Raw genomic sequence first — 21,869 nt, 5'->3', positions numbered from 1 at the left:
GACTTGCCAGGATATAGAGTTGATAACCGGTTGAAGGATGTTGTTTGCAGGTTTTATTAAAATATATGCATAAATCAGCCGGAAGTACATCCTGTGCGCTATGATAAGTGGCAAAGCTCAAAAATGAGCAAAAACGATGAGCGCCTTGATGCAGGAGAGAGCCATGGCTTTCATGAATGATATTACTCACAGCGGGCGCAATGTTCCCGAACGCTTTCGGCGTGTCACCTTCACGACACAATACCTGCATGAGTTGAATCTCTATGTACTGCCGACCAGCGAGGTATTGTTGCGCATCTCTCAGGCGGGCGAGGACCTCATGCTGCTGCAGTTCGATGATGAGTTTCATGCCGAATTCATCGCCTCGCGTATCGTCGAGTGGGTCGCCGAGAATCCAGGCACCGACCGCGATGACCTTACGCTCTGGATAAAGACGCGTGCACGTCATGAGACGCTGAACCCGAAGCGGGCTCACCACGTCTACTGAGGTGTCAGCGCATTGCTGGCGTGATTGCTCAACAAGAAGGCCACCCGAATGGGTGGCCTTCTTGTCATTGTATTGGTGTCACTTTGCTCCGCTTATGGCCAGTAGCTTAAACGGTTCAAAAGCTGTTACGGCTCAGAAACTGCCGACCAGGCTGCCCAGGGTCACGACGGCAATCAGGGCCAGCATCGGGAAGGCGACCGTCATCATGAACATCTGGCCGTAGGATTGGCGGTGAGTCAGCTTGCAGATCGCCAGCAGGGTGATGACCGCTCCGGAATGCGGCAAGGTGTCCATGCTGCCCGCCGCCAGCGCCGCCACGCGGTGCATCAGTTCCAGGTCGATGCCGGCATTGACGGCCATCTCGCGGTAGGTTTCGCCTAGAGTCGACAGCGCGATGCTCATGCCGCCGGATGACGAGCCGGTGATGCCGGCCAGCACATTGACTGCCACCGCTTCCGAGATCAGCGGGTTGCCCGGATACAGGCCGAGCACCGCCTCCTTGACCATCGCGAAACCGGCCAGGCTGGCGATCACCGCGCCATATCCCACCTCTGAGGCGGTATTGAAGACCGGCAGCATGGCGCCAAAGCAGCCATTGTTGACGGTGGTCTTCAGGTCGGCCCACTGCTTCCAACGTGAGATGACCAGCCAGGTGGAGGCCAAGGCCAGCGCGATCAGGATCGACCACATGCCGGTGGCGCCCGCCGGGTCAAGCTCCGGGAAGGCCTCGCTCAGGTAGGAGAAATCGATGCGCGGGAAGACGAGATAGGTCATCAGGGCGTTCAGGCCGATGACCATCACCAGCGGAATCAGCGCCGTGATCATGCCCATCTGTGCGGTGGGCGCCATGGATTCCTCCAGCGCTTCGTCCTTGTGAACTCCGTAGCCTTCCCCCTGTGCCTGAGCCTTGCTGGCACGTCCCTTCAGCCACCAGGTACCCAGCCCTAGCATGATCAGGCCTGCGATGATGCCCAGGCCTGGCGCTGCAAAGCTGTTGGTCTGGAAGTAGGGGATCGGGATGGCGTTCTGGATGGCAGGTGTGCCGGGGAGTGCCGTCATGGTGAAAGTGAAGGAGCCGAGGGCGATGGCCGCGGGCAGCAGTCGCTTGGGCGTGCCGGTGCGCTGGAAGAGCTGAGCGCCAATCGGGTAGACGGCGAAGGCGACCACGAACAGCGAGACGCCCCCATAGGTGAGCAGTGCACAGGCCAGGACCACAGTCAGGATCACATGGCGTGTGCCTAGGCGTTTGACCAGGCCTTCGGAGATGGCATGCGCGGCCCCGGAATCGGCCATCAGTTGACCGAATAGGGCACCGAGGATGAACAGCGGGAAGAACTTTGCCAGATAGCCGCCCAGCTGACTCATGAAGGTCACGGTGTAGCTGGGCAGCAGGGCGGCTGCATCTCCTGACAGGACGACGGCGAGGGCGGCCATCAGAGGGGCAAGCAAGAGAACGGTGATACCGCGGTAGGCCAGGAACATCAGCAGCCCGAGCGATATCAGAATGGCAAGAATACTCATGGGGGTATCTCGTAGTTGGCGTTATCGTAGTCGTGGGTCGTCTGCCATTGACGACGGTTGTCCTGTTTACAGGTGCGTGGCCTGTTGTTTTTGCTATTTATTGGCTTATATACAGAGACATCCAGCACACTAGAGATTGTCTGACATGAGAACAATGCGCCTTAAGTGGCAGCGCTGTGCGGTCAGCAAGCACTCAAGGGCAAACTCCATCTGGCCTTGCGCAGTGAAAAGAGAGGTCGTTTTACATCAAAATATATACCGTTATCTTCATTCTGCTTTATTTTGACGATAAGACAGCCTCAGTCATCCGGTAAGCAGGGGGGGGGTCAGCACGTGTTGTAGTCACTCATGAAGCCTGCAGACCCAGAATAGCTATCCAAAAAAGCGGCGCCCGAAGGCGCCGCGACAAGTGATCGAACAGTCTGCCGGTCGCGAAATCCGAGAGATGTCCTGCTTTCAAGCAAAGTCGATTTTCGCGTTGAATGAGTGGGCAGGAGCCGCCGCACTCAGGGGCGCTTTTCGTCACTGAACCAGATACAGACGTCAGCGGGTGCCAGCACCCGGCTACCGGCCAGCAGCCCGCTGTCATTGACGAGGCCTTCCGGCAGCCAGCGCGGCTCGGGGGCATAGTTGAAGGCGAAGTTCAGCGGCCCGCGCCGCCTCAGGCGCACGCCGTCGGGCAGGGCATGAGTGGTGATGCCGCAGGCCTGACACTCCGCCTGCAGAATCGCCACCAGAGTGTCTTCACTCAACCAGGCGGTCAGATAGCTGACACCGCGCTGATGCAGGATGGCGGGTTCGCCATCCTCGAAGCGCGTTACCACCTGGGCACTGGTGCGCTGATGGTCGAGCAGGTCGCGCCAGCGCAGGGCATGGCCGTGTGCACCGTTGCTCAACATGACGGCCGGCTTGGCACCTGGCCGCAGGCCGTCGACTCGATCGACCGTGACGCCAGCCAGCTCGCTGAGTGCGCCGGGTGCCAACTGCGCGGGTATCTGAAACTCCGGCGTGCGCGAGCCGGAGCGTGCGCCGATCACCACGCGACTGCCTGAATCGCGCGCCGTGCTAAGACGCGCCGCCAGTGCCTCATCGGCAATTACCTGACAGGGCAGCACAATCAGTGAATAGCCAGAAAGCGCATCGCGCGGTGAGACAATATCGACATCAAGCCCGAGCCGCCGCAGCGCGCTGTACCAGCTCAGGTACAGTTCGAGCGGGTTGAAGTTCTCGGCGTGAGGCTGGATCTGACAGGCCCAGATGGAGGCGTAATCGAACATCAGGGCGGCGGGCGCCTGCTGGGCAGACGCCGAGTCATGTTCCGCGAGTGTCGCCAGTTCATCGCGCACCTGCAAGAGCTCCGGCCAGGCCGAGGCGGGCGAGCCATCCGGGCGCAGCAGGCCAGCGTGCATCTGCTCCTGGGCGAAGGGCGCCTGACGCCAGCGGAAGTAGGAAACGACTTCGGCGCCATGCGCGAAGGCTTCGTGGCTCCACAGTCGCACCATGCCGGGCAAGGGCGCGGCGTTGCTGATCGCCCAGTTGACCGGGCCCGGCTGCTGCTCCATCACCCACCAGCGGCCCTTGCACATGGCGCGGTAGAGGTCGTGATGGAAGCCGGCAAAGTCCGGATGACCTTGCTGGCGATAATGGGCCTTGGTGGCGTCGTCGTGGGCGCCGCGCTCCAGAAAGCCCAGCGGGTAGCTGTCCCAGCTGGCGATATCCAGGTCCCGGGCGACATCGAAGTGATCGAATTCGGTGAACAGGCCCATGAAGTTGTGCACGATATCGCCGCTGACACCCGCGGCACGCAGGGTGTCGACCTGCAGGCGGTTGTATTCGACCACCATGTCGGAGCAGAAGCGTCGATAATCGAGCACGATGGCCGGATGCGGCTCGGTCACGGTGCCGACGGGCGCCTCGACCTGGGAGAACTCGCTGACTTCCATGCTCCAGAACACCGTGCCCCAGGCCTCATTGAGGGCCTCGACCGTGCCATAGCGCGCCTCGAGCCATTGGGGGAAGCGGGCGCGGGCCGCTGCGGAGTAACTGAGGATGGTGTCATGGCAGCCGTACTCGTTGTCGGTCTGCCAGGCGATGACCGCGGGATGGTGGGCGTAGCGCTCGCCCATCAGGCGCACGATGCGCTCGCTCAAGGTGCGGAACGTCGGCGAAGAGAAGCAGTAGTGACGACGCGAGCCATAGCCGCGTGTGTCGCCATTCTCATCGACGGCCAGAATTTCCGGATGAGCATCCACCAGCCACTTGGGCGGTGTCGCCGTGGGCGTGCCCATCACGATCTTGAGACCAGCCGCCGCCAGAACCTCGACGGCCTCATCCAGCCACTCGAAGCGCAGGTCACCCGCGCTGGGCTCCAGGCGACTCCAGGCGAATTCTCCGATACGCACGACACGAACGCCGGCTTCCATCATGTCGCGAGCATCCTGCGGCCAGCGATCACGTGGCCAGTGTTCCGGGTAATAACAGACACCGAGCTGCATGGGGTTCATCCTTGATGCTGAAAGTGGGGAGCGAGCGCGTCGCATGCAATGACATCCTGCGTGGCACGCGTCATGGCGCTACCGCATGGAGGTGAATCAGGATTGCCTGGTCGGGGTCCAGCACCGGCAGGGCGAGGCCTTCTCGCATCAGGTACTCACCGGAGACGACGACCGGCTCGCCGGCCTGTTGTCGGCTGATCCAGGCGGGCAGCTGTTTCATGCGTCGCTCCGGGTGCTCCGGCAGTTCCAGCAGCTCGAGCCGGTAGGCCGTGTCGGCTTGCAGGCCGGCCAGCGGCTGGGCGGCGGGCACGGCGTGGCGTGGCATGGCCAGCTGGCTGATGCTGAACAGGGCCTGCTGCCCATCCTGACTGACCACGCCATGGGCATGCTGATCGTCATCCAGGCAATCCAGACGCCAGCTGACACCGTTGTGCAGCAGGCCACGCAGCGCCTTGTAGCGCGCTATCCAGCCGCCCAGCTCACGGCGCTCTGCCTGGCCGAGCTGGCTGACATCCAGCTCCAGTCCCAGATGACCGAACAGCGCCGTGGAGGCACGGAAGGCGAGCGACGTGCGTCGCGAGGTGGTATGGGCGTGTTGCGGGCCGATATGCGCACCCAGAAGCTCCGGCGGCAGCACGCGACTGGCCCCGCGCTGGATATGCGTGCGCTCGTGGGGATCGTTGCAGTCAGACGTCCAGACGCGATGGGTGTGCCGCAGAATGCCGTGATCGGTGCGCGCGCCGCCCGAGGCGCAGCTCTCGATCTCGACGCCGGGATGCGCCTTTCGCAGGCGGGCCAGCAGCGAGTAGAGCGCGCTGACCTGGGCATGGGCGGCAGGCTTTCCGCGTCCTTCCTCCGACTGGCCGCCCGCGTGGGTCAGGTCGCGATTCATGTCCCATTTCAGATACTTGATCGGGTAGTCGCTGAGCAGCGCATCGAGGCGCGCAAACAGGTAGTCACAGACCTCGCGGCGAGTCAGATCCAGCACGCATTGATAACGTCCCAGCGGCTGCTCGCGCCCCTCCAGCCCGAGAATCCAATCCGGATGGGTGCGGAAGAGTTCACTGTCCGGGTTGACCATCTCGGGCTCGACCCACAAGCCGAATTCCATACCGTGCGCCTGCACGGACTCGATCAGCGGCCCCAGCCCCTGCGGGTACTTGTCGGAATCCAGATACCAGTCGCCAAGGGCGGCGCGCTCGCCACTCCGGCCGACGAACCAGCCATCATCGAGCACGAAACGCTCGGCACCCACCTCACCGGCAGCAACGACCAACTCCTCGAGACGCGCCGCATCGTGATCGAAATAGAGTGCTTCCCAGGTGTTGACGTGTACCGGACGCGGCTTGTCGGCCACCGGCCAGTCAAGCCGCGCGCGCAGGGTGCGATGCATGCGCTGGCTAGCGCCATTGATACCTCTATCCGACCAGGCCATCACCACTTCCGGGGTGGCCACGCTGTGGCCGGCGGCCAGCATCTGCTCGCCAGGCAGTAGCAGGGCACCCATCTGCAATTGAGTGCTGCCATCAAATTGACGCTCGATCAATGCGCGATGATTGCCACTCCACGCCAGATGCGCGGTGATGACTTCGCCACGCTGCTCGCTGAAACCTGGCGTGCCGGTGATCAGCGTCGGCACGCGTTGATGCGAGCTGCGGCCGCGACGGTTCTCGAGCGTGAAGGTGCCTTCGCTGAGACGATGACGCGTCTCGGTGAATTCCTGCACCCAGCGGCCGCCGAAGCTCAGGCACTCCTCGAAGCGGACTGGCAGCGGCAGGCAGGCGGCCGCCAGCCACTCGAGCCGATAGGGCGCGGATGACTGATTGGTCAGGGTCGTCTGCTGGCGCAATACGCCCTCGCGGGTAACGGTCAGCGCCAGCAATACTTCCAGCTCACTCAGGCTGTCGCGAAGCGTCAGGCGGGCGTGAGCGCCGGAGGCATCCGTCGAGCAGGCCACATCGCTCAGGCGCATCGCCGTCAGCCAGTCGCGGCCTTCGCGGTCACCGATCAGCGCGGGATAGCCGGCAAAGCCGAGCCCGGCATCATTGAACAGGGTATTGGGCGGCAGCTGATCCAGGCTGGCCTGGGGCGTGGCGGCAGCGCTCATCAGGCGGTGCTGGTCCGGATTGATGGGCGCGATGCGCCCGAAATGGGCCAGCTTGAGCAGGCCATCGGCGAGATCCAGCTGTAGCTGGATGCCATCGGCACTCAGGCTCAACCACTGCTGATCGCTTGACCAGGTCGCGTCAGGCGCAGCCGGAGGTCGGGAGGATGGGGCGTCTGCGGTCATCATGAGGGGTCCAGAAATAAAGAAAGATCAGAGAGGGAGTGGCGGTGTCAGCCCAGCACCAGTGGTAGCTCTGCTAGTCCCTTGAAGCCGTGTGCTGACAGGTTCAGCGTGAAGAGATCACCATCGCCCGCCGCATGAACCGGCGTGGCCATGCCTTCATGCGCCGTGGTGACATACAGCGTGTTCAGCCCTTCGCCACCGAAAAGTGGGCACGAAGGCTGACTGACCGGCAGCGCTACATGGGCGATTTCCTTGCCGTCGTGGTTCAGCCTTGCCACGCGGCCGGCCCCCCAGAGCGCGATCCACATATGGCCTTCGGCATCGATCACGGCGCCATCCGGGCCACCACCGGCATCCCGCAGATCGGCCCAGACTTCGGGGGCGTTGTATTCACCTGCTGACTTGAGTGGCCAGCCATCGGCGTCCAGCTGCCAGCGCATCACCTGACCGGTAACGGTGTCGGTGAAATAAGCAAAGCGGCCATCCGGCGAGAAGCACAGCGCATTGGGAATAGTCAGCCCCTCGAGTACGCGGGTCAGCTCTCCGCGATGCAGTCGATAGAGGCTGCCAGCGCCGGACTCGGCGTTGCAGCCCATGCTCGACAGCCACAGACTGCCGTGGCGATCGACCCGCGCATCATTGCTGCGCGTGGCCGGCGCCGCGTCCGCCTCGAAGGGCATGAAATCCTCCACGGCGCCGGTCTCGGGGGTGTAGCGCGAGAGCATTCCCTGGCCGACCAGCAGGTAATCGCCGTCTTGGGTAACGGCTGCGTAGGAGGTGCGGCGCGCCAGCTGAGTGATGACGTGATCACTGCCGTCCGCGGCCGCGTGATGCAGCTCGCCGGCGAGGATGTTCAGCCAGCGCACCCGGGCAGGTAGGGTGCTTGTCGCGGGCGTCCAGCCCGGCCCTTCGCCCAGCTCGCAGCCACTGGCGACGAGGCGACTGGCAGTGCCAAGGCATGGGGATGACATCATCTGCTGCTCCTTTGCGATATCCGTGCTCTGTTCGTTGTCTCGTCACTCTTGCGGCGGCGTGACTTGTCGCTATCAGTCTGCCGCCAGCCATGCCGCGACCAGCGTGCGGGCACGTTCACCCACTTCGGCCGCGCTCAGGCCGGGCGTGTAGATGGCCGTGCCGAGGCCGGCGCCGTGGACACCCGCCGCACGCCATTCGGCGAAGTTGTCACTGCCGATGCCGCCGACGGCATAAAGCTCGATGTCCTTGGGCAACACGGCCAGCATGGCCTTCATGTTGACGATGCCGACCTGAGTCGCCGGGAACAGCTTGAGGCCCGAGGCGCCGGCAGTGAGAGCCGCGAAGGCTTCCGTCGGCGTGACGATGCCGGGCAGCGAGACCATCTCTAGGCGGCGGCTTTCGCGGATGACGTCGACATCGGCATTGGGCGAGACGATCAGACGGCCGCCGGCGGAGTGCACATCGCGTACCTGCTGTGGGATCAGCACGGTGCCGGCACCGATCAGGATCTTGCCGTCATGCGCGCGCTCGCAGTGCTCGACCAGCGCGGCGATGCTCTCCAGCGGTTGTGGGGAGTTGAGCGGGACTTCGATGCGGGTGATGCCGGCGGCGATGATCTCGTCGGCGATGGCGATGACGTCTTGCGGTGTCACACCGCGCAGTATGGCGACCAGAGGCAGGCTCATGGCAATCTCCAGAAATGGGTCTATTTGAAGAGGAGCTGTGTGAACAAGGGCTGTGTGAAGAGAGAAATGCTGTCTGGCAATGCCAGAAATGCTCAATCAATGGCTCACAGAGGCATGTTTTGATGACAAGCCACGGTCTGATGATGACTGCGTGGATGATCGTCCACGCCGGATGCGTCCGAGCCCTGCCAGAATCATGTCGGCGTTGGCCGCGGTGGTGACCTGATAGCCCAGATGCTCCAGCGCGACCTGATAGCGCTGGCATAGCACGGCGTCGCCGATCAGGGTGATGGTGGTGTGATCTGAAAGCTCCGCAGTAGCGCCCGCCAGCTCAAGTCCCAGCACCAGGCCTGACAGGCGTGCACCGAGCATCGCCTTGCGAGCGTCACTCTGAGGCAGAGATGTATCGAGCAGATCGCGGGCACGAATGCCGAACAGTTGCGCGGTGGTGCGCTCCGGGGCAGCAAGCGCTGTATCGATGCCCTCCAGATAGGCATCGCGCTGGGTGGCGTCGGTGAGATCTCCAGCAGCGACGGAGTGCTTGAGCACCGAATCCTGACTGAGCAGCTTGTAGAGTTCGCCGCTCATGAAGGTGCTGAAGCCGGTAATGTCGCCATTGACGAGATGCGCCCACTTGGCGTGGGTGCCGGGCAGGCACACCGCACCGCTGTAGCCGGGCTGGGCGGCGACAAGGCCCGCCAGCTGGGTCTCCTCGCCACGCATGACATCGTAGGTCGGCTGCTGCTGACAGAGGCCCGGCACGATGGCGACGGCAAGGCGGCTGTCGCGCGTCGTGACATGGGTCAGTCGCTCACCGAGGGCAGCAAGCACATCACGGGAAGGCGTCTTGTCTGCGGGCAGCGGCAGGTAAGCCGCCTCCTGCCAGCCCTGACGCGCGCCGGCCATGCCACAGATCAGTACCGGTACGGGTGCCGTCGCATCATCCGGCAGCCAGTCATTGATCAGCACGCGCAGCACATCCTCGAACTCATCCGCCGCCAGTCCCAGCATGCCGCGGGCACTGCTGGCCTGAGCGATGACCTCATCTTCGTCAGTGACGGCCCAGGCGCGCAGATTGCTGGAGCCCCAATCGACGGCGATCCAGGCCGGCGTGACGCTGACGCCGCTCACACTCGGCCTCCGTCTACCACCATCGGCTGGCCGGTCATCATGCGCGAGGCGCTGGAGGCCAGGAACAGGCACGGATTGATCATGTCCTCGACCGGAATGGCCTCTTTCAGGCACTGCTGATCAATGCACTCGTTCAGGTCCTTGTCGTTGACCCACAGCTCACGCTGACGCTCCGTCATCACCCAGCCCGGAATCAGGCAGTTGACGCGAATGGCGTCCGGGCCCAGCTCACGTGCCAGTGCCTTGGTCATGCCCATGATGCCGGCCTTGGCGGTCACGTAGGTCGGGTAGCCGCCCAGTCCCAGCATGTAGCTGTTGGAGGACAGATTGATGATGGCGCCGCCACCCAACGCGCGCATGTCGGGGGCGACGGCCTGGGCAGTGAAGAATTGCGGGCGCAGGTTGGTGGCGATGGATTCATCCCACTGTTCCACCGTCCACTCATCCAGCGTATGACGGGTGTCACGCGCGGCGTTGTTGACCAGTACATTGATCAAGCCGTGGGCCTCACGCGCCTGAGCGACGGCGGCCTGCAGTGCCTCGATGTCCTGGATGTTGCAGGGGATGAACAGCGGACGATTGGCGTAGCGAGCTTCCATGGCGTCACAGAATTCGCTGGCATCGGACAGGCCGACGAAGGCGACCTTGGCGCCCTGGGCGAGGAAGCCTTCGGTCAGCGCGGCACCGATGCCGGAGCCACCTCCGGTGATGAAGACGCTGGCGCCTTCGAGGTCCGGGTAGCGAAAGTCGGCGAAGGCGGAGCCTTCAGACGTGGATGATGTGGTACGAGTCATGTCGAATCCTTCCTTGAGCGTGACAGGCCTTCGGCGGAAGGCCTGTCCTGGCATGGCGTCTAGGTTGTCAGCGGGTGCGTTGCGGCTTGCTCGGCATTACCACTCGGCGACGGAGCCGTCTTCGTGGGTCCACAGCGGGTTGCGCCAGCGATGGCCGACCTTGGCACGCTCCTCGACGAAGGCTTCGTCGATCTCGACGCCCAGCCCCGGGCCCTGCGGAATGGCGCAGAAGCCGTCCTTGATTGCCAGCGCATCCTTGTCGACCAGGTAATCCAGTACGTCGTTGTCCTTGTTGTAGTGGATTCCCATGCTCTGTTCCTGGATGAAGGCGTTGTGACACACCGCGTCCAGTTGCAGCGAGGCCGCCAGCGTCAGCGGGCCGAGCGGGCAGTGCGGGGCCAGCGCCACATCGTAAGCCGAGGCCAGGGTGGCGATCTTCAGGCCTTCGCTGATGCCGCCACAGTGGGAAAGATCCGGCTGGATGATGTCGACCATGCCGTCCGCCAGCAGATCGCGGAACTGGAAGCGGGTGTGCAGGCGCTCGCCGGTGGCGATGGACGTCGCGATGCCTTCGGCGATGTGCTTGAGCGACGGCAGGTGCTCAGGCGCGACCGGTTCCTCGATGAACATCGGGTGGAACTGCTCCAGCTCACGCAGCAACGCCTTGGCCATCGGGCGATGCACGCGACCATGGAAGTCGATGCCGATGCCGACATCCGCACCGACCGCATCACGGGCCTCGGCGACACGTGCCACGGCGTCATCGATCTTCTTGTGCGAATCGACGATCTGCATCTCCGGCGTGCCATTCATCTTGAAGGCGGTGAAGCCCTGATCGACCAGCGCCTTGGCGCCTGCGCCGACATCTGACGGGCGGTCACCGCCGGTCCAGGCATACATGCGCATCTTGTCGCGCACCGGGCCGCCGAGCAGCTGATGCACGGGCACTCCCAGATCACGGCCCTTCAGGTCCCACAGCGCCTGATCGATGCCGGCGATGGCAGACATCAGGATCGGGCCACCACGGTAGAAGCCCGCGCGGTACATCACGTTCCACAGGTGCTCGATATTGCGCGGGTCCTGACCGACCAGATAATCGGACAGCTCGTGCACGGCGGCCTCGACCGTCGCGGCGCGGCCCTCGATGACCGGTTCGCCCCAGCCATAGCAGCCTTCATCGGTCTCGATCTTGAGAAAAAGCCAGCGCGGCGGAACTTGCCAGGTCTTGAGTCGGGTGATTTTCACGGATGCATCCTTGTTGAGAATGGGCGTTTGAACGAGGCTCAGCGCCAGGCGAAGCGGGTGGTGGAATCGGTCGTCATCAGCTGACGCCCGATCAGCATCAGAAGCGGCGGTGTCCCAGCTGTGGGTGGTCAGGTGAGAAGCCGAGATCGCGCGCTGCGGTCTCCAGCACGCGCTCGGCACAGGTGCGTGCCATCTCGGGCTGGCGCAGGCGAATGGCCTCCATCACCGCGCGGTGACGATCGAGGCTGGCGCGATGATGGCTGTGATCATGCTGCTGCGCGGACTGCTGGGTACTGTGGATCAGTTGGCTGATGGCAGGGCGCAGCAGGCTGCCAAGTTGTGTCCACACCAGATTGTGCGTGGCGTGGTAGATGGCTTCGTGGAAGGCGACATCGTGCTCGGCGTGCGCCTCACGCGAGCTGTCATTGGCGGTATTGACCATGCCTTCGAAGGCGCGCTCCAGGCGCGCGAGGTCCTGGGCGTTGGCCTTCATTGCGGCCAGCGCACTGACATAGGGCTCGACGGACAGGCGGAAGGCGTAGATCTCGCGCATCAGGTCCGGGTTGATACCGTCGAGACCGCTGACCCAATGGCTCATCAGCGGATCCAGCAGCTGCCATTCGCTCATCTCGCGCACGATGGTGCCACGCCCGGCGGTACGTTCCAGCAGCCCGGCGCTCACCAGCTGAGCCAGGGCGTTGCGAACACGGTTGCGGCTGGCGTCGAAGCGCTGGCAGAGGTCCAGTTCACGCGGAAAGCTGTCACCGGGGCCGAAGCTGCCCGCGAGAATTTCCCGCGCCATGCAGGTGGCAATGGCCTCCATGCTGCGCGGGGTCGCGTCGTTCGCCGAGGCGCTGTCAGTGGCGAGTGAGGCTGCCGCCAGAGAGTCGGTCATTGAGATGCCTGTCGTGAGAGGATGGTCAGGAGAGTCACTGCATCGCATCGCCTTCGAGCGCGGCGCTGACGCATGAGGTTCCGAGCATCAGGATAAATGTCTGAACACACATTAATAAATGTCGGACATTTCAACAAGCCACAAGCTCTTCAACTTTGGTCGCGCGAAAAGTTCGCCCGTCACAGCTAACAATGGCGCAGCCAACGAGGAGGCGGGTAACAAGGGGGAGTGAAAAGGGTGCATCTACAACGAACGGGGCCAGACACGATGTCTGGCCCCTGTCACGGTTGGTAAGACGGCTCACATGCAAAGCGGGTCATCGGGAAGCGGGTCACCAGGAAAGCTTGGCGCCATGATCAGATCACGCCGATGGCGGGTAGCGAGCCATATGGCCATTGAGGGTCAATTGCCATTCCTTGAGTGTCTGGGCACAGGAGAGATCGAGCAGCGTGATCTCGAGCGTCGCGGTGTCCTCCAGCGATGACAGCAGCGATGTCAGGGAATTGGCGGTGGGTGGCGAGGCAGTGCCATTGGCTGGCGCCTCGAACAGTGGCTCATTGCCTTCAGGGCGGCGAGTCACTTTCTGCGCAGGCGAGATATCTCGACATTGGTGCCCCATCACGATGAAGTTGCCCTCACTGACGCGGAAGACACGCAACGGATAGAAGCAGGCATTCAGGTGTGGGCCAAGCTGGGCATCGAGTGGCGCAAGGTGTCTGTCGTCAGCGCTGCGGCGCGATCCTTTCATGCCGCCCAGGTGAAGATGGCACAGCGTGATGTGCTGCCCCATGGCGTCCTGACACTCCCGGGCCAGCGCTTCGAGAGCGGCATCCAGCAGTGCGCGGGTGAAGCAGCCACTGTGGCTGTCGCGCCACCGGTTCGGGTCACGCTCTACCTGCTGCGGGCAGAGTCGATGCAGGGTGGGTGCCGGCGCTATCGGTTGCTCCGTCAGTACTTCACGCGCCGCTTGCAGCAACTCTGGTGGCATAAGGCCTAGACGGTGTTCGATCTCGCTCAGTGCCTGGGCCTCACTGACACCGGTGTGTCGCACCAGCTCGATGACCTGCACGACCAGTGCCAGAGTGCTGGCAGCGAGCGACGTCGCTGCTGTATCGGCCGAGGTCTGCTCTGCCTGTGGGATATCTGCACGAGGAGGAGCAGACGGAGACATGGCAGGAGGTGTTGCAGAGGTTTGCGAGGTCGCGGCAGCGTTGCCGTTTGCATACGATGTCAACCTGCTGCAGGCCCCCAGCATGAACTGCTGACTGGCACGCAACAGGTCAGCTTCCGCGGGTGCCATCAGGGCATCTTCCATCATGCGTGCACCGACCTCGACATGGCGACGCAGCAAGTGATACTGATCGAAATGGAGTTCATCGCGCGGTCGCAGCAGGGAGTCAGGCAGCGCCAGCTTGCCGATATCGTGCAGCATGGCAACGCGCTCCAGCGTGGCGATTTCCTGGCGGTCCATCCCGAGTCGTGTCGCGATGGCGCTGACAAGATTGGCGGCCAGAAAGTCTTCTCCCGAGCGCTCGGGACAGCGTTCCTCACGGATCATGCGCATCACCGCCCCGAGCCTGTCTTCGCCGCGCTGCTCAAGCTCATGCTCCAGCTGATTCATGCGCTGGCGCATCTGCAGCTGTCGCTCGCGATACTGGCACAGGAAGGCGTAGCCAAAGGCCAGACAGAGCATCAAGGTCACCAGCAGGGTGATCAGGAAATGCCAACGCTCCAGCGCGTGCTTCTTGTTCATCAAGTCTTCGTGCGCCTGGAGGGCGGCTTCACTGATGTCATCGAGATAGACGCCGCTGGCGATGATCCACTGGAAGGGGGGATACAGGGCGGCGTAGGCGGTCTTGTCGACCTGCTCGGCGCCCGGGCGCTTGGGGAAGCGGTAATCGAAGTAGATGCCACTGCCGTTCAAGACACCCTCGAGCTCGGTGCGATACGGGAAGCGGCCACTGCTGTCCTGGTACTCGGTCGACAGCAACTTGCCTTCGGTGGCCGGCAGCAGAGGATGGATCAACCGGCGTGCATAGCCCTCACCTCCGGTCGGGTCCAGGATCTCGTTGATCCAGACATAGCGGCTTTCCTCGCGCTCGACACTGGCGTGCAGAGACTGTCTCAGCTCATTGGCGACCAGAAAGGCCACCATCTTCGGGTCGATATGCACCAGCGCCCAGGGGGCGGGCTGTTGTCGTCGATCAAGGCGCACGGCGCCGGGGTTACCTTCCTCCTGCCCCAGCGGCACGGCAAACACCAGCCCGGCATCCGTGCCGCGCAGGAATTGTGGCTTGCGCATGCCCGCATTGAGGCGCTGATTCAGCTCCTGATTCCACCAGTCAGGGTGGAGCGTGGTGGGGAGCTGCATGATGTCGATCCAGTCCGGGTTGATGCGCAGGTCCGGGAACTGGCGCAACAGTTCGGTACTGACGAAGGAGCGATCGCGTCCACTCAGATGGCTGATGCCCAGTGACGGGGAGCGCATGGTGGTGATGAGAAGACGTTGCAGACGATGCTCGTAATCGCGATGCCGCGAGGCGATCATGCCGAGCGTCTGCTCCACCATTAATCTGGCCTGTTGACGCCGCTCCTTGGCGACCAGCATCTGTGTCGCCTGGGCCTGCAGAATATCCTGCTCGCGACTCTGCGATTCCTGAAATACCAGCAGGGCACCAAGTGAGAGACAGGAGAGTGCGGTCAACCCCAGCCATAGGCGCAAGGGCTTGCCCAACGGACGCTGTCTGACCGGGGAGCGAAGATCGGGCGGGCCGGTATCTGGCCCATGTCGAGAGAGATCACTATCCTTGATCATCGAGTCACGTCATCCATGAGTGATGCGGTGGCGCCGGGGAGGGTGATGATGGCACTGTTTCGAGCATAGCGGCTAGCGCAAGACCCAGAGGATATCGTTTCAGTCCTCTATGTCATCCAGCCAACGCTACGATGTTACCGCCCCAATGCCAAGAGAGGGCACTCAACACTCCGCGAAGCCCCAGTTCAGGGCAATTGCACGTTTTTCCTGTCGCGCGATGTCTTGCGAGCAGACGTTGAAAGGGGCATGATGAAGCTAGTTTTCTGTATGGCTTTCAAGAAGATATCTGTCATTTATCGATGGCTGTCCAGAAGAGGCTCGCTAACATCTTGATTTGAGGCGCGCCGGTCGAGTGTTGAAGGTGTCGTGCATAAGCTGCAAGTCAAATTGTCGCTCATCGTCCTGCAGTGAACTCATAGCGTTGTCTTCTTGTTGTCGACAAGATCAAAAGTGGAAATCGTGCATGAACCGACATGATGAAAAGATCATTGCCAGTGCTCGCAAGCAGCGTGCTCTCTTTGATGAGCTCGAAAAGGCGTTGGCAGAAGAGCTGAATGCGTTGGATCGCTCTTCTCAGCCTGCCCCCGCCGCCGAGTCGAACCACGACGCTGACGAGGCGCGCGCCCAGAAGCGTGATGAGGAGTTCGTGGCGCGACTCGAAAGCCTGATCGCGGAATTCGATCTTGATCGCGAGGCCGCCCAGACATGGCTGCGAGAGCTTGAGGCATTCAAGGGGAAAGCGGATTCAGAGTAAGCCCTCGTCTTGCCTGACTTGTCCTGCGCTACGCTCTGAGCAAGCCATGAGCTATCACCTGAGTCATGCAGTGGCTCGCGCGTCGCGATGGCTTTATCAGGCCTGCAAGCGTGTAAGCACAACGCCCAGCACTTCTACCTGAAGGCTGGGCGTTGTGCGTTTCTCGCTTGGTTCACCTGGATCCGATGGATCATCTAGCCCGATAGATCTTCTGACGTCTTCTTATTGGCTTGGTGGCTTGCTGACCTGGCGACGACACCACTAGCCTGTTGTCGACAAGGGCCTTTGGGCAACGCTCCCACCGGCCCCAGGCCCAGAGCTGCGCCCTAGATCTCTTCCCAGATGGCTTCCTTCAATTCGTCTGTCAGGCCTTGCAGGCGTTGCAGGCGCTTGACGGTATGTTCCTGTACATCACTGACGATCTCCGTCAGGCACTCCTTTGACTCGTGAGGGTCAACGAACCCGGAGGATAGCAGGCACTGGCCCATTTCCATGCTCTTGGTCTGCCACATGCGAATAAACTCGATCTCCTGCTCATATGCCTTGAGGCTCAGGCTCCACCATACCTGCTGACAACGCATCAAGGGGGCGAGGGGATGCACGAGGTCATCGGGTCGATTCATCCAGGGCAGTGGGGTGCTGAACAAGGCAGCGAAAGGGTGCATCGGTTGATTGGCGATTGGCATTCCGGACTCCTGTCTCATGGTATCTGATAGCTGATGAGTGCAGACCTTGGGGAAAATACCGGCGGGGCGGCTGGTGTTTGGCGTTATTGTGACCAATAGTGATAGTGGCTGGTGTCTAGTGGCACAGGCTTCGCAACCTGAGCTGAGTTGAGCATAGCTCCCTCTGCTGGAATGCGCGCGAGCATCCTGTGCTGTCTCCAGTCAACTCTATCCCGGCCCCCCCTGTCCTCAGACAACCCTGTGCCCTGATGATGAATTGCGTGAGGTCACCGACCAGGAGGCGATCATGATCAATGAAGTCAAATCCGTACTGGCAGCATTCTTTGGTGTCCAGAAGGAGGCCAATCGCAAGCGTGATTTCGAGCACGGCCATGCGCTGAACTTTCTGGTGGTGGGACTGGTGATGGCCGCACTGCTGGTGGGAGGGATGGCACTGCTGTCCACGGTCGTCGCCGGTTGAAGAGCCGCTCAGGCGACTGAGACGAAACGTCAGGCAAGACACTGCAGAGACTAACCATCCGGCACGAAAAAAGCCCCCGCCCAGGAGACCATCCTGGACGGGGGCTTTTGCTTGGTTCACTCGACTGCGATTGCTTTCTATCCCGCGTCTATCCGCAGGCAGTAACGGTGAGTGATCAAGAGCGGGCGATCAACGACGCGCGAACAGCGGCGTCTTCTGGTCGACACCGGTCTGGTAGCTGACGCTGAACAAGCTCAGGGCATGCAAAGCATCTTCCACGTACTGATCGTCACGCAGGGCGAAAGCACTGATGCCACAACGGCTCATGTAGTGGAGTTGATCCACCAGCACGTCACCGATGGCGCGAATCTCACCTTGGTAGCCGAAGCGCTCACGCATCAGGCGGGCAATGGTGTAACCGCGGCCATCATTGAAGTTCGGGAAGTCGACCCCCAGCAGTGGTGCGTCCGCCAGTGCCTTGCCCAGCTCGGGCGTGAGCTCGGTGTCACTGGCAAGCCAGGGCGCCAGATGATCAGAACCTTCACCGGCGGCGACCAGCGCCTGCCATTCTGCCAGCGGCAGCAGGGCAGGTTGCTGATAGCTCGGTAGATTGCCGTCTTCATCCAGACGCACGACCTGCCAGGCATCTTCGCTCACCAGCTGATTCTGACGGATGACGCCACCCTGGCGCTGATCGGTCAATTCACGTGCTGATGTCATTTGTGCAGTCACCTCAGGCATAGACCCGCTCCTTGAACGGCTTCATGCCGATGCGGTGGTAGGTATCGACGAAGACTTCATCTTCCAGACGCTGCTCGACGTAGACCTGCAGCACCTTGTCGATGACGTTCGGCATGTCTTCGGCATTGAAGGAGGGGCCGAGAATCTTGCCGAGCGTGGCGTTGTCGTCGCTGCGTCCGCCCAGCGAGACCTGGTAGAACTCCTGGCCTTTCTTGTCGACACCCAGGATGCCGATGTTGCCGACGTGGTGATGGCCACAGGCGTTCATGCAGCCCGAGATGTTCAGGTCCAGCGGGCCGAGGTCGTACAGGAAGTCGAGGTCTTCGAAGCGGTCCTGCAGTGCCTGAGCGATGGGAATCGACTTGGCATTGGCCAGCGAGCAGAAATCGCCACCCGGGCAGCAGATCATGTCCGCCAGCGTGCCGACGGTCGGGTTGGCCATGCCGAGTTCTTCCAGCGCCTTCCAGAGTGTCTCGAGCTCATCAACCGGCACGTCTGACAGCACCAGGTTCTGCTCGTGTGTCACGCGCAGTTCACCGAAGCCATATTGCTCCGCGAGGTCAGCCACGGCGTCCATCTGGTCAGCAGTGACGTCACCCGGGGCCAGTTCACGGCGCTTGAGCGACAGGGTGACGGCCTTGTAGCCCGGCACCTTGTGGCCGACGACGTTGTTGGTCACGAAACGCGCGAAGGCGCGGTTCTCGCGGCGCAGGGTCTCGTAGGCCTCGATGGCCTCGGCGCTGACTTCACGGCGCTCAGGCTCGGGGAAGTAGCTGGTCGCCTTGGTGACGGCGGAGTCGGTGAGGGTTTCCGGGCCATCCTTGAGGTGGGCCCATTCTTCCTCGACGCGACGGCGGAATTCCTCGATTCCCAGTGCCTTGACCAGGATCTTGATGCGCGCCTTGTACTTGTTGTCGCGACGGCCCCACTGGTTGTAGACACGCACGATAGCGTCCAGATAGGTCAACAGGTGCTGCCAGTCGAGGTCTTCGCGCACGATGTCGCCGACCATCGGTGTACGGCCGAGGCCGCCACCCGCCAGGATGGTGGCCTTGACGCTGCCATCGTCGGCGCGGTTGAGACGAATGCCGATATCGTGGACCTGGATGGCAGCACGGTCGGCGCTTGCGCCGGTGACGGCAATCTTGAACTTGCGCGGCAGATAGGCAAATTCCGGGTGAAGCGTGGACCACTGACGGATCAGCTCACACCACGGACGCGGGTCGACGGTCTCGTCTTCCGCGATACCGGCGAACTGGTCAGTCGTGGTATTGCGGATGCAGTTGCCGCTGGTCTGGATCGCATGCATCTCGACCTGAGCGAGTTCGGCGAGAATTGCCGGGACATCTTCCAGCTTCGGCCAGTTCAGCTGCAGATTCTGGCGGGTGGTGAAGTGTCCATAGGAACGGTCATAACGACGACTGATGGCCGCCATGGCGCGCAGCTGGACAGCGCTCAACATGCCGTAAGGAATGGCGATACGCAGCATCGGGGCGTGACGCTGGATGTAAAGGCCATTCTGCAGGCGCAGAGGGCGGAATTCTTCATCCCCCAGACGGCCCGCCAGATAGCGATCCATCTGGTCCTTGAACTGAGCTACCCGCTCGTCGACCAGTGTCTGGTCGTAGGTGTCATAGCGATACATGTCAGGGGTGTCCTGCGGTCGGGCATCAGATGATCGTCCACTGATGCGAATCTTGTTGATGCTGAAGCCACCATACCCTCTATTCTTTATTCTTTAAAAGAATAAATCCTCATAGTTTTCGATGATGACGTTATTAAGAAGGGCGCGTCGAGTTTGCCTATCGGCAGCCAAAAAGAAAAGACCAGACGCCGGCTGGCAGGCGTCTGGCCAAGTACACGAGGGCTCACGATAGGCAAGGGCCTGCCACAGGCCGGGCTCGCGCAGAACTGACGACATCAGTCAGACGATATCAGTCCAGGTCATTGCCTGTGCCTGGTGCGCTCCTGACAGGTTTCAGCAGACTGAGGCGCGAATCCGCATGGGCGTGAAAGCGCGTCTCGAAGACTTGCTGCGGCATCGGGCGACCGAAGAGAAAGCCCTGGAAGGCGTGGACGCCCATGGTCTGGAAGATTTCGGCTTGCCCCAGCTCCTCGACCCCCTCGACAACGACCTGCATGCCGTGGGATTGGCCCATCGCGACGATGACCCGCGCCAGCTCCCTGTCCCGGCGACTGGTCTCGACGTTCATGACGAAGGAGTGATCGACCTTCAGGATGCCGAAAGGCAGATCATGCAGATAGGAGAGACATGAGAAGCCTGTTCCGAAATCATCCAGCGAGAGGTTGACGCCCAGCCTGCGTATGGCCTGCAACTGATAACGCAAGCTGTCTTTGCTGTCGAGCATCAGGTTCTCGGTGACCTCGACCACCAGCTGCGAGGGACGAATCGGGTAGCGCTCGAGCAGTGACTCGAGCTGGTGCAGCATGCCTTGATCCCTGAACTGGATGACAGAGGCGTTGACGGACAGATAGCGCTCCTCGATCCCGAGTCGTCGCCATTCACACAGGATGACGGCAGCCTCTTCCAATACCCAGTTGCCGATCTCGACGATCTGTCCGGTCTTTTCTGCTGCCGGAATGAACTCATCGGGTGGTACCAGGCCGAGCTCAGGGTGCTCAAGGCGGATCAGTGCCTCCGCACCGAGCAGTTCCGGCGCCTCCAGATCGGCACTGGCCGCCCGGAAGATGGGTTGTAAATAGAGGCGGAACCAGCCCATGGTCAAGGCTTCGCGAATCATGCGCTCCTTCAGGAACAACGGCTCACCGTCTTCCAGCGCGCTGTCACGGACGCAGGTGCGGTATTGATTGCCCCCTTTATGCTTGATATCGACCACGGTAAGTTCCAGCAGACGCATCAGCCGGCTCGGGCTCTCGTCATCTGCCTGCGCCTGCAGACCCGCCATGCTCAGACTGAGATGGATGGGTTCGCCAGCCTTGAGCAGCGGATGGGAGAAGGCGATTTGAATTCGGTGAACAAGTGGTCGCAAGTCATTGATATCACAGGTCATGACGAATTCATCACCACCAGTACGACCGATCCAGGCGGGGTCACACTCCTTGAGTCGTGCGCCAACCTCTTTCAACAGCAGATCACCGTCCATCGGCCCCAGGTGGTGATTGATGCTGTGGAATCGATCGATATTGACCAGCAGCAAACCAAAGACAGCGTCACGTGCGATCAACTGTTGTACGTGCTGATTGAGTGACAGCCGGTTGGGCAATTGAGTCAAGGGGTCAATCAGCTCATGCTCCAACAGTCGCTGCTGGGTCCTGGTCAGTTCGGTGATGTCCGTCAGCAGCATCATCGTGCCCCGGGATTGGCTACCATTGGCGGCCGGAATGACCACCTGGACCTGACGGTCTTCCTGATGTCGGCAGTTCAATGTCATTACAAGGTCATTGCAGGCATTGCCCAGCTTCAAGGCAGTACTGATGCGATGGATATGCTTGCTATTCTGACTGCTGATGAGAGTATCGAAGGGCATGCCGACAAGATGTTCACGTGTCCAACCGGTCACCTCCAGCATTTGCTCGCTGGCATCCTGCACTGTGCCCTTGTCGTCGATCACCAGCAGCAATGCGGGGGTATCACGGTAGAAGTGTTGATAGCGCTCTTCGTTGTTACGCAGCGTTTCCATCATGTTGAAGATTCGCTGCCCCAGCTTGTTCAGCTCCACGATGACCTTGTTGATCTCACGCGAGTGAACAGGGGGAATTCGTTGGAAGGTGGCATGCTGGCCCTCCAGCTGCCTCATGCGCCTCACAGCCTTGCTCAAGGGGTTCATCACATAGCGCTTCAACTGCCAGGAAAGCATCAGCAGGATCGACAGGATGATGGTCAGGGCAATCGCGAACAGCACTGCTCCACCC

Annotated in this window: 17 protein-coding genes; 3 read left to right on the top strand and 14 right to left on the bottom strand. The window is 61.6% G+C overall.

The annotated features are described in order from the left end of the window. Window positions 1–163: 163 nt before the first annotated feature. Entirely contained in the window at window positions 164–487 is a 324-nt protein-coding gene (locus tag AC5WNI_RS08685) for a hypothetical protein (RefSeq protein ID WP_175088802.1), read from the top strand. A gap of 132 nt (window positions 488–619) precedes the next feature. Here the strand turns inward: AC5WNI_RS08685 and AC5WNI_RS08680 are convergent, their stop codons facing one another. The 10 genes from AC5WNI_RS08680 to AC5WNI_RS08635 form a co-directional block, all read right to left on the bottom strand. Further along, entirely contained in the window at window positions 620–2,008 is a 1,389-nt protein-coding gene (locus AC5WNI_RS08680; protein WP_175088801.1) for a GntP family permease, read from the bottom strand. Between the two features lie 506 nt (window positions 2,009–2,514). Continuing rightward, the gene (locus AC5WNI_RS08675; protein WP_175088800.1) at window positions 2,515–4,503 is read right to left on the bottom strand and encodes a beta-galactosidase; all 1,989 of its coding nucleotides are present in this window, start codon (window positions 4,501–4,503) and stop codon (window positions 2,515–2,517) included. A gap of 70 nt (window positions 4,504–4,573) precedes the next feature. Further along, window positions 4,574–6,796 (bottom strand): alpha-galactosidase, encoded by a 2,223-nt coding sequence (locus AC5WNI_RS08670; RefSeq protein WP_175088799.1) that lies wholly within the window; start codon window positions 6,794–6,796, stop codon window positions 4,574–4,576. 44 nt (window positions 6,797–6,840) lie between these two features. Beyond that, the gene (locus tag AC5WNI_RS08665; RefSeq protein WP_225346691.1) at window positions 6,841–7,767 is read right to left on the bottom strand and encodes an SMP-30/gluconolactonase/LRE family protein; all 927 of its coding nucleotides are present in this window, start codon (window positions 7,765–7,767) and stop codon (window positions 6,841–6,843) included. A gap of 72 nt (window positions 7,768–7,839) precedes the next feature. After that, window positions 7,840–8,454: a 2-dehydro-3-deoxy-6-phosphogalactonate aldolase gene (locus AC5WNI_RS08660; RefSeq protein WP_175088798.1), complete on the bottom strand. Its 615-nt coding sequence runs from the start codon at window positions 8,452–8,454 to the stop codon at window positions 7,840–7,842. Between the two features lie 96 nt (window positions 8,455–8,550). Next, window positions 8,551–9,585: a 2-dehydro-3-deoxygalactonokinase gene (locus AC5WNI_RS08655; RefSeq protein WP_175088797.1), complete on the bottom strand. Its 1,035-nt coding sequence runs from the start codon at window positions 9,583–9,585 to the stop codon at window positions 8,551–8,553. Further along, a complete protein-coding gene (locus AC5WNI_RS08650) occupies window positions 9,582–10,379 on the bottom strand; it encodes an SDR family NAD(P)-dependent oxidoreductase (RefSeq protein WP_175088796.1) in 798 nt (265 codons plus the stop codon). The genes AC5WNI_RS08655 and AC5WNI_RS08650 overlap by 4 nt, the downstream gene beginning before the upstream one ends. 96 nt (window positions 10,380–10,475) lie before the next feature. Further along, window positions 10,476–11,624 (bottom strand): galactonate dehydratase, encoded by a 1,149-nt coding sequence (gene dgoD / locus AC5WNI_RS08645; protein ID WP_175088795.1) that lies wholly within the window; start codon window positions 11,622–11,624, stop codon window positions 10,476–10,478. 97 nt (window positions 11,625–11,721) lie between these two features. Further along, window positions 11,722–12,519 carry a FadR/GntR family transcriptional regulator gene (locus tag AC5WNI_RS08640; RefSeq protein ID WP_225346689.1) on the bottom strand — a complete coding sequence of 266 codons (798 nt, stop codon included), beginning with the start codon at window positions 12,517–12,519 and terminating at the stop codon, window positions 11,722–11,724. A 361-nt stretch (window positions 12,520–12,880) separates the two neighbouring features. Beyond that, a complete protein-coding gene (locus AC5WNI_RS08635) occupies window positions 12,881–15,334 on the bottom strand; it encodes a cache domain-containing protein (protein WP_495929142.1) in 2,454 nt (817 codons plus the stop codon). 463 nt (window positions 15,335–15,797) lie between these two features. Between AC5WNI_RS08635 and AC5WNI_RS08630 the strand changes: the two genes are divergently transcribed. After that, window positions 15,798–16,088 carry a hypothetical protein gene (locus tag AC5WNI_RS08630; RefSeq protein WP_175088793.1) on the top strand — a complete coding sequence of 97 codons (291 nt, stop codon included), beginning with the start codon at window positions 15,798–15,800 and terminating at the stop codon, window positions 16,086–16,088. Between the two features lie 326 nt (window positions 16,089–16,414). Here the strand turns inward: AC5WNI_RS08630 and AC5WNI_RS08625 are convergent, their stop codons facing one another. Continuing rightward, on the bottom strand, window positions 16,415–16,774 hold the full coding sequence (locus tag AC5WNI_RS08625; RefSeq protein WP_225346688.1) for a hypothetical protein: 360 nt from the start codon (window positions 16,772–16,774) through the stop codon (window positions 16,415–16,417). A gap of 286 nt (window positions 16,775–17,060) precedes the next feature. Here AC5WNI_RS08625 and AC5WNI_RS08620 point away from each other — a divergent pair, with 286 nt between their 5' ends. Next, window positions 17,061–17,234, top strand: coding sequence for a DUF2970 domain-containing protein (locus AC5WNI_RS08620; RefSeq protein ID WP_175088791.1), 174 nt, complete (start codon window positions 17,061–17,063; stop codon window positions 17,232–17,234). Window positions 17,235–17,423: 189 nt separating this feature from the next. Here AC5WNI_RS08620 and AC5WNI_RS08615 read toward each other — a convergent pair whose 3' ends face one another. The 3 genes from AC5WNI_RS08615 to AC5WNI_RS08605 all read right to left on the bottom strand — a co-directional run bounded on the left by AC5WNI_RS08615 (window position 17,424) and on the right by AC5WNI_RS08605 (window position 21,859). Beyond that, the gene (locus AC5WNI_RS08615) at window positions 17,424–17,954 is read right to left on the bottom strand and encodes a DUF934 domain-containing protein (protein WP_175088790.1); all 531 of its coding nucleotides are present in this window, start codon (window positions 17,952–17,954) and stop codon (window positions 17,424–17,426) included. A gap of 13 nt (window positions 17,955–17,967) precedes the next feature. Next, window positions 17,968–19,620 carry a nitrite/sulfite reductase gene (locus AC5WNI_RS08610; RefSeq protein ID WP_141391638.1) on the bottom strand — a complete coding sequence of 551 codons (1,653 nt, stop codon included), beginning with the start codon at window positions 19,618–19,620 and terminating at the stop codon, window positions 17,968–17,970. A gap of 289 nt (window positions 19,621–19,909) precedes the next feature. Further along, a complete protein-coding gene (locus tag AC5WNI_RS08605) occupies window positions 19,910–21,859 on the bottom strand; it encodes a sensor domain-containing protein (protein WP_175088789.1) in 1,950 nt (649 codons plus the stop codon). Between the last annotated feature and the right edge of the window lie 10 nt (window positions 21,860–21,869).

The sequence above is a fragment of the Cobetia sp. PDI-12MA genome, from assembly GCF_059507695.1.
This window is presented reverse-complemented; position numbering and strand designations above follow the sequence as displayed.